Source organism: Pandoraea sp. E26 (genome assembly GCF_000681415.1).
Lineage (GTDB): Bacteria > Pseudomonadota > Gammaproteobacteria > Burkholderiales > Burkholderiaceae > Pandoraea > Pandoraea pnomenusa.
Map to the genome: position 1 here is coordinate 90,338 of NZ_AYXJ01000016.1, position 7,751 is coordinate 98,088.

Genomic DNA, 7,751 nt, shown 5'->3' on the forward strand with positions numbered 1-7,751 from the left:
CATGAAAAGCTGTAACGTTTGCCCGAACCGCCTCGCACGCACCTCCCGACATCTGCCGCGCCTGACGGGCGCCGGCCTGCTGCTTTGCGTTATCGTGCCGCTCGCGGGTGCGGTCGAGCCAGCGCGCTACAGTGGCATTCAGCCCGATCAGAGTCTTCCCTCGCAAGCACCCGAGAGCGGTTACGAGTTCACGATCGGCGGCGGTGTCGGTGTGTCGCCTCGCTACATGGGCAGCGACGAGTATCGTGCGACCCCGGCGCTGAATCTCGCGCTGCAAACGCCTTATGGGGTTTTCGTCGGCCTGGGGGGCGTGGGGTATCGGCTCTCCCTCCCGAAGGGCTTCTTCCTGTCGGCCGCGATGGCGTATGACGGCGGCCGCAAGGATCGCGCCAGGGGGCTGGACTCGGGCTCGAACAAGCTGCGTGGCATGGGGGACATCAAAGGCTCGGTGTTCACCACGCTTCAAGCCGGCTATGCCATTGGCGACATTGCGGTCGTCAGTGTGGCGGCCGATGTCCCGCTGTCCAATCGCGATCGCGGCAACGTCTATCGCTTCTCGGTGGACGGCGATGTGTACCGGTCGGCGGCAGACTCGATCGCCGTGGGCGCCGCCGCACACTTCGCGAGCGGCAAGTACGCGCAGACCTATTTCGGCGTGACGCCGACGCAAAGCCTGAATTCCGGCTATCGGCAGTACTCGGCCGGTGGCGGGCTGTACGGCGTGAGTCTCACGGCGAGCTGGACGCACAAGTTCACCAGGCACTGGAGCACAAACGTGGCCGGCGGCGTGATGCGCTACACCGGCAATGCGTCGAAGAGCCCCATCGTATTCAACAAGACCAATTACCAGGCCGCCGCAACGCTGAACTACACGTTCTGAGCACGCGCCGCGTTCCTGACCTTCCAGCCTTTGTGAGGCCACAGCCATGCGAATTCTCGTTACCGGAAGCACCGGTTTCGTGGGCGGCGCCGTCGTCGCCCAGCTCCTGAAGGACGGGTTCGGCCCGTCATTGCTGCTGCTCGTGCGCGCACGCACCGGCAGCGACGGACTCTCGCGGGTTCGCGCCGCGATGGATCGCTTCCGTGTGGCGCCGGTGCATCGGCTTGCGCTGACCGAAGCGAACATCGTGTGCGGCGACCTGGCGAATCCGGTGTCGTTCGATGACGACCCACGGATGCGTCGCGTCACTCACGTGATCCACGCGGGCGCGATCGCCAGCTTTTCGCCGCACCCTAAGCTCGACGTCGTCAACGTGAACGGCACGCTGGCGCTGGCGCGTGCCGTCGCCGCGTCGCCGGTGCTCGAACGCTTCGTGCACGTGGGTACCGCCATGGCCTGCGGCGATGCGCTTTCGGGGCTCGTGCGTGAATCGCACGATCTGCCGTGTGCCGACCGGCAGGTCGTGCCCTACACGGCCTCCAAGGCCGAAGCCGAGCGTCGCCTGCGACGCGAATGGCCGGGGCTGCCGCTGATCGTGGCGCGTCCGTCGATCGTGGTGGGGCACACACGGCTGGGGTGCGAACCGTCGGGCAGCATCTTCTGGATGTTCCGGATGGTGCAGTTGCTGGGGGCGTTCACCTGCGGTCTCGACGACCGGCTCGACGTGGTGCCGGTCGATTTCTGCGCCGATGCGCTGATCGACCTGGCCTTCCTGCCGCACCTGCGCCACGACCTTTATCACGTGTCGGCGGGCGAGGGCGGCGCGCGCACGATCCGTGAGATCGAAGCGGCGCTGGCCATGGCGCGGGGCGTCGCGCCGTTGGGCGAGCGCTTCCGTCATGTCGGGGCGGACGAGATCGACCGCCTCGCGCCGCGGCTCGCGAGCGAGTTGGGGCAGGGCAACAGCCGTCTGATGGCCAAGGCGTTGCGCCGCTACGGATCCTTCGCGGCGCTCGACTATGTCTTCGACAACCGGCGCCTGCTCGCCGAAGGCACCCCGGCGCCGCCGTCGGTGACGGACTACCTGGAGGTGTGCGTGCGCTCGTCGGAGGCGACCCCGGTTGCCGAGCAGATGGCGTGGGATTTCAAATGAGGCCGTAGGAGCCCGGCCTGACGCGCCGGTCCGGTGGGCGTTGCGACGAGTGCCGCGGGGCGTACGATGGGGTCGCTCCCGCGTGTCACCGCAAGGCCGCCGAATCGGTGTCGTCTCCCGCGAAGCATTGGGCGAGGAAGCGCTCGGTGGGGCGCGACAACGCGTCGGCGTGCGGCACGAGTGCGGTGAGCAGGCGCTTGAGCCCATGTGGCGGGTCGATACGCACCGCCGCGAGCGCCGCGTCTTCGTGGCGCATCGACATCGCGGATACGAATCCCACGCCCATGCCCGCGCGTACGGCTTCCTTGATACTTTCCACGCCGGCCAGCTCCAGCGCGACGCGCGGCGTGAGCGCGGCCACGGAGAACGCCCGGGCCACCAGCGCCCGCACCCCGGATCCCGGTTCGCGCAGAATCAACGGGTACTCGGCGATGCTTTGCAGCGACGCGCCCTCGGGATGCTGTGCCAGCGGATGATCGGCCCGCGCAATGGCGACGATCTCGTCGTCGCGCCAAGGCCGCACCGCGATCTCCGGCGACAGGCCCGGCGGCACGGCGCCCTCGATGAACGCCACGTCCAGCCGGTCGAGTTGCGCCACGATCTCGCTCGTGTTGCCGTCGACGATGTGGAGCGCGACGGCCGGATAGCGCTGGTGAAACGCCGCAATGACATACGGCAGCAGGTAGCTCGCGGGCGTGGTGCTCGCGCCGATGCGCAGCGCGCCGGTTTCCATGCCGCGCAGACTGTCGCGCAGCGTGAGCGCCTGGCGGTAGTCCTGCCGCAATTTGTTGGCGTATACCGCGACCTGCTCCCCCACGGCGGTGAGCCGGATTCCCCGACCGTCACGCCGGTAAAGCGGCTCGCCGAACGACTCCTGCAACAGTCGCAACTGGCCCGACACCGCCGGTTGAGAGAGATGGAGCGCCTGAGCCGCATGGCTGATGTTGCCCAGTTCGGCCACGGTCGCAAAGGTCAGCAATTGGTCAGGCGTCATGGTAAATCCATCGGAAATGGTGATGATTGGGTGTCATCATAGCCACAATCTGGATGGATGATCCGGGGCGGCGTGCGGATCACGCCCGGGGAGCCGCGTGAATCAGTGCTTCGACCGCATGCCAGTCCGGGGCGTGCGCGCCCGTGCGCGTGCAGGCGAGCGCGGCGGCGGCCGCGGCACGGCGCAGATGGTGGGCCAGCGCGGCGTCCGGTGCGCGGGACAGGCTCGCGAGCCATGCACCGATGGCGGCGTCGCCCGCGCCGACGGTATCCGCCACGTCCACGCGGTAGGCGGGCTGGGCAATCGCCTCGGCCCCGGGCAGCAACAGGCGCATGCCGCGCTCGCCGTCGGTGAGCAATATTCGGACTTGCGGGGCGATGTGCCTGACGTCGGCAAGGGCGTCCTCGTCGGTTCGACCGGGATAGAGTCCTCGCAGGTCTTCGACCGAAAGCTTGAGCCACGTGGCGAGCGCGGCCATTCGCGCAAACGTCGCACGATAGTCCGGCCCCATCAGGTTGCGAAGATTCGGATCGAAGCTGATCGTCACGCCGCGCGTGTGCAATGACGACGCGAGCGCCAGCAACGTGCCTGCCAGCGGCTCGCGCACGAGACTGATGCAGCCGAAGTGCGCCGTGCGTGCGGCGTCTTGCCAGCCCGACGGCAGGGCCGCCGGATCGAAGGCCAGATCGGCCGCACCGTTGCCGAGAAAGAAGTAGTCGGGTGGATCGTGCCGATGCACCACGGCGACCAGCGGCGGGGCGTCGACCGGCTGGACATAACGTGGGTCGAGCCCGGCGGCACGCGTCAGTGCGAGCAGCTCGGTGCCGAACGGCGCGTGCGTGCTGATCGCGCCACCGTACCCCGTCGGCACCCCCATGGCGGCGCATACGCGCGCCACGTTCCAGCAGGCGCCGCCCGCGCGACTGACCCAGTGGCGGGCGTCGCCGTGCGGCTGACGAATGAGGTCGGTGAGCGCTTCACCGAAGACGAGCAAAGCCGGGAGCGCGGCAGAGGGCATGACGGGCACACCTCGGGTGGGGAAGTCGCCAGCATATCCGTTTGCAACGCTCGGCACGCACTCGCCAGCGAACGGGGGCGCCCATGCGCTGGGCCGCTCGTCCGTCAAGTGCGCAGCAGGAGCGCGATGCCGGCTGCGAGCACGACGATATTGACGAGCCTCACGAACTGCTGGCGAGAGAGCCGCAGGGTGACGTGCTTGCCGAGCCACATTCCCGCGATCATGGCGGGCACGAGGGAGGCGGCCGTCGCGAGCATCGACACGTTGGCGTAGACGCCGGCGATCAGGAACAGCATGGCGCGCACGAGGGTACTGAAGCCGATGAGTGTCGACTGCGTGATGCGCATGGCCTCGACGCGCTCCAGACGGCTCGTGAGGTAGATCGCGAACAGAAACCCGCCGCTGCCGAACATGGCGCCGAACAGACCGCCCAGCGCGCCGAACGGAATCGCCCACGCCTGCGAGAGTCGTGACTTCGCCTTCGGTCCGGCCAGGGAAAAGAGGGCGTAGGCGCAGACGAACCATCCCAGCGCGCGCAACAGGATGTCCGGTTTCAACGTGAGCAGCAGCGCGCCCCCCACGAGGCTGCCAGCGACGATCGACGGTAAGAGCCGGCGCAGTTCGGCCACATCCGCTGCGCGCGCGTTGCGCATCACATTGCCCGAGGCGGCACCGAAGTCGAGCAGCGCGAGCATCGGCACGATCTGCGCAACGGGCAAGGCATAGGCAAGCACAGGGCTGGCGACGAGTGCCGTGCCGAAGCCGGCGATGCCGAAGATGACGTACGCGACGACGAGCGCCGCGCTCATGAGCGCCCAATGCCCGGGGGAAGGAAGCGCGGCGAGCAGCGAGCCCAGGATTGTGTCGGGAACGAGATGAAGCGGCATCGGGAGCATGGTGACGGGCGAGGGCTGGCGAGTTCGAGTGGCGCGCAGGCATGCGCGGGATCGTCGTCAGCATAGGGCGGCGAGGCTAATGCGCGCCAATATAGAATGTGGCGATGTTCGATCTCGAAACGGCATGGTCATGGTGTCGCTGCGGCAGTTGCGGTATTTCCTCGAAGTGGTAGACGCAGGCGGCTTCAGCGCGGCCGCGGAGCGATTGTTCGTCGCACAGTCGGCGCTCAGCCGGCAGATATCGGAGCTCGAGCGCGAGCTTCAGGCGGTGTTGCTCGAGCGCTCGTCGAAGGGCGTGACGCTCACGCCGGCGGGGCGCACGTTCGTGAGCGAGGCGCGGCGCGTGCTCACCGACCTCGACGGCTCCGTGGCGCTCACGCGCAGCGTGGCGCGCGGCGAGCATGGCACCGTGCGGCTCGCGCATTCCAGCTCGGTGCCCTTCGCCGGCGCGCTGCCCGCCGCGCTTCATGCACATTTGCAGGCTCATGCGGGGGTGAGCGTCGATGTCTCGACGCTGTCGTCCGAGCAGCAGCAGGACGAGATCGAAGCCGGGCGCGTCGATCTGGGACTGGTGCGGCTGCCGGTGCTGCGTCCCGCGCCGTCGATCGTGTGCGAGGTCGTTGCGCGGGAGCGCCTGCAATTGCTCGTGCCGGCCCATCATGCCCTCGTGGGGAAAACCTCGGTCAGTGTGGCGGCGCTGGCGGCCGAACCTTTCGTCTCCGTGCCGCATCGCGAGCGCGGCGGACTCAGCTATCGCGTGGCACAACTGTGCCAGCAGCATGGCTTCTTCCCTCGGGCGGCTGCCGCCACGTCGCGCAAGGCGACGCTCGTGGATCTGGTGGCCGCGGGCTTCGGTGTGGCTATCGTGCCGGAGAGCCTCGGTGCGCTCGCCGGTGCACAAGTGCACCGCGTGGCGCTCGACGACGAAAGCGCGAGCAGCGAAGTCGCATTGCTGCATCGCCGCGACGCCGGCGCGCTCGTGCGCGCGGTGGGCGATGCGCTGCGCGTGGCGATCGGTGCGTCAACGGGGCGCGACGCGTAGTCAGTCCACGCAGTAAGTCCGGCGTAAGCCGTGCGTGAGAGGGTGCTCGGACAACGTCGAAAAGTGCCAACGCGCGTCGCCCCGTGCCGGGGCGCGAGGGGGAAGCGGGGCCGGGAAAACGAGAGGAAACCCTCAAGTCGGCCGTTTTTTCTCCCGTTATACTTTTCGACACTCGGCGCAAGAAAGCGCCGGCGTGCGGCGCAGACGTCTACCCGGTGTGCCTGGCGGTTCTCGCCGTACCGGCGGCGCTCGCGCCCTCGTCATAACAAGCAGATCAGAGACGCGAGGAGACTGACGATGGGGCTATTCACGCGCACAAGGGGAGCCGCGCAGACCGTCAACATCATGAACGAGGTGGCCACCAACGCCGGTACGCTCGGCGTGGAACTGTGCGACATCGCCGGTAATGTCGACGAGATCGCGGTGCGCATCAAACGGCAGGCCGAAGTGTTCCAGGAACTGCGCCGCGCTGCCGCCGACACCAGTGAAGGGAATCAGCGCATTGCGTCCGCCGCGCGAGACGCCCGCGATGTGGCGGATCGCGCCAGCGCCGAGATCGCGGCGTCGCGCGACACCGCGCACGCTTCGCTGGCATCGATCCACGGTCTCGTGGAAGGCGTCTCGGGCATGGCCGACGAAATCGCCGGGCTGCGCGAAGCGCTCGATCATGTCGGCAAGGTTGCCGAAGGTATCTCGGTCATCGCCAGGCAAACCAATCTGTTGGCGCTCAATGCCGCCATCGAAGCGGCGCGCGCGGGGGTGGCCGGCCGCAGCTTCGCGGTCGTGGCCACCGAGGTCAAACTGCTCGCCAGCAAAACCGCCGAAGCGACGCAACAGATCGAACACACGCTCGCCGCATTGGGCGAGCGCACCGAGCGGCTCATGCGCGAGAGCAACGCCAACGTCGCCCGCGCGAACGACGCCCGGGAAGGCACACGCGCCATCGCGAGCGTGATCGAGACGGCGGGTACCGCGCTCGATACGTTCGATCGTCAGGCGGGACAGATTGCACAGGTCAGCGAAGCCATCGAAACGGAGTGCACGACGCTGGCCTCGCATGTCGACGAAATGGCTGACGGCGTCACGCATTCGGCCGAACACGTCGAGCGCGCGCGCGAGCGAATCAACGGCTTGCTGTCCGTCTCGGAACACTTGATCGGGCTCATCGCCGAAGCGGATGTCGAGACGGAAGACACGCCGTTCATCCGGGCCGTGCGGCGCGCCGCGCGGCAAGTCGGCGAGAGCTTCGAGGCGGCGCTGGCCAAGGGGCGAATCAGCGAGCAGGAGTTGTTCGATCGCAGCTACGAACCGATTCCCGGCTCCAATCCGCAGCAGTTGATGGCCCGTTTCACGCGATTTACCGACGAGACGCTGCCCGCCATTCAGGAACCGTTGCTCGCGCTGAACGAGCGCATCGCCTTTTGCGCGGCCGTCGACGAGAACGGCTATCTGCCAACGCACAACCGCAAGTTCTCGCAGACGCCGACCAACGATCCCGTATGGAACGCGGCGCATTGCCGCAACCGGCGGTTGTTCAACGACCGTACGGGCTCCGCGGCCGGTCGCAACACCAAGCCATTGCTGCTGCAGACGTATCGGCGCGATATGGGAGGCGGGGAGTTCGTGGTGATGAAGGACGCGTCGGCGCCGATCTACGTGAACGGCCGTCACTGGGGAGGGTTTCGTATCGCGTACCGCGTGGCGCGTTAGGCGCCAAGCGCCAGGCGCCTGCGTGCCGCGTTGGCCTCAAAAGCAAAGCGCCACCGAT

At 67.7% G+C, this 7,751-nt stretch carries 7 protein-coding genes; 4 read left to right on the plus strand and 3 right to left on the minus strand.

All coding sequences use genetic code 11. The features are described from left to right. Position 1: 1 nt before the first annotated feature. Positions 2 to 880 carry a MipA/OmpV family protein gene (locus W930_RS27240; RefSeq protein ID WP_023597279.1) on the plus strand — a complete coding sequence of 293 codons (879 nt, stop codon included), beginning with the start codon at positions 2 to 4 and terminating at the stop codon, positions 878 to 880. A gap of 46 nt (positions 881 to 926) precedes the next feature. Continuing rightward, complete coding sequence (locus tag W930_RS0112895) at positions 927 to 2,033, plus strand: SDR family oxidoreductase (protein WP_023597278.1); 1,107 nt, start codon at positions 927 to 929, stop codon at positions 2,031 to 2,033. A gap of 85 nt (positions 2,034 to 2,118) precedes the next feature. Here W930_RS0112895 and W930_RS0112900 read toward each other — a convergent pair whose 3' ends face one another. The 3 genes from W930_RS0112900 to W930_RS0112910 all read right to left on the minus strand — a co-directional run bounded on the left by W930_RS0112900 (position 2,119) and on the right by W930_RS0112910 (position 4,932). Then, entirely contained in the window at positions 2,119 to 3,027 is a 909-nt protein-coding gene (locus W930_RS0112900; protein WP_023873307.1) for a LysR family transcriptional regulator, read from the minus strand. A gap of 79 nt (positions 3,028 to 3,106) precedes the next feature. Next, positions 3,107 to 4,045 (minus strand): carbohydrate kinase, encoded by a 939-nt coding sequence (locus W930_RS0112905; RefSeq protein ID WP_023873308.1) that lies wholly within the window; start codon positions 4,043 to 4,045, stop codon positions 3,107 to 3,109. Positions 4,046 to 4,149: 104 nt separating this feature from the next. Beyond that, positions 4,150 to 4,932 carry a sulfite exporter TauE/SafE family protein gene (locus W930_RS0112910; protein ID WP_080685244.1) on the minus strand — a complete coding sequence of 261 codons (783 nt, stop codon included), beginning with the start codon at positions 4,930 to 4,932 and terminating at the stop codon, positions 4,150 to 4,152. Positions 4,933 to 5,065: 133 nt separating this feature from the next. Here W930_RS0112910 and W930_RS27245 point away from each other — a divergent pair, with 133 nt between their 5' ends. After that, positions 5,066 to 5,983: a LysR family transcriptional regulator gene (locus tag W930_RS27245; protein WP_235195541.1), complete on the plus strand. Its 918-nt coding sequence runs from the start codon at positions 5,066 to 5,068 to the stop codon at positions 5,981 to 5,983. Between the two features lie 297 nt (positions 5,984 to 6,280). Beyond that, positions 6,281 to 7,693 (plus strand): methyl-accepting chemotaxis protein, encoded by a 1,413-nt coding sequence (locus tag W930_RS0112920; protein WP_023873312.1) that lies wholly within the window; start codon positions 6,281 to 6,283, stop codon positions 7,691 to 7,693. Positions 7,694 to 7,751 lie beyond the last annotated feature (58 nt).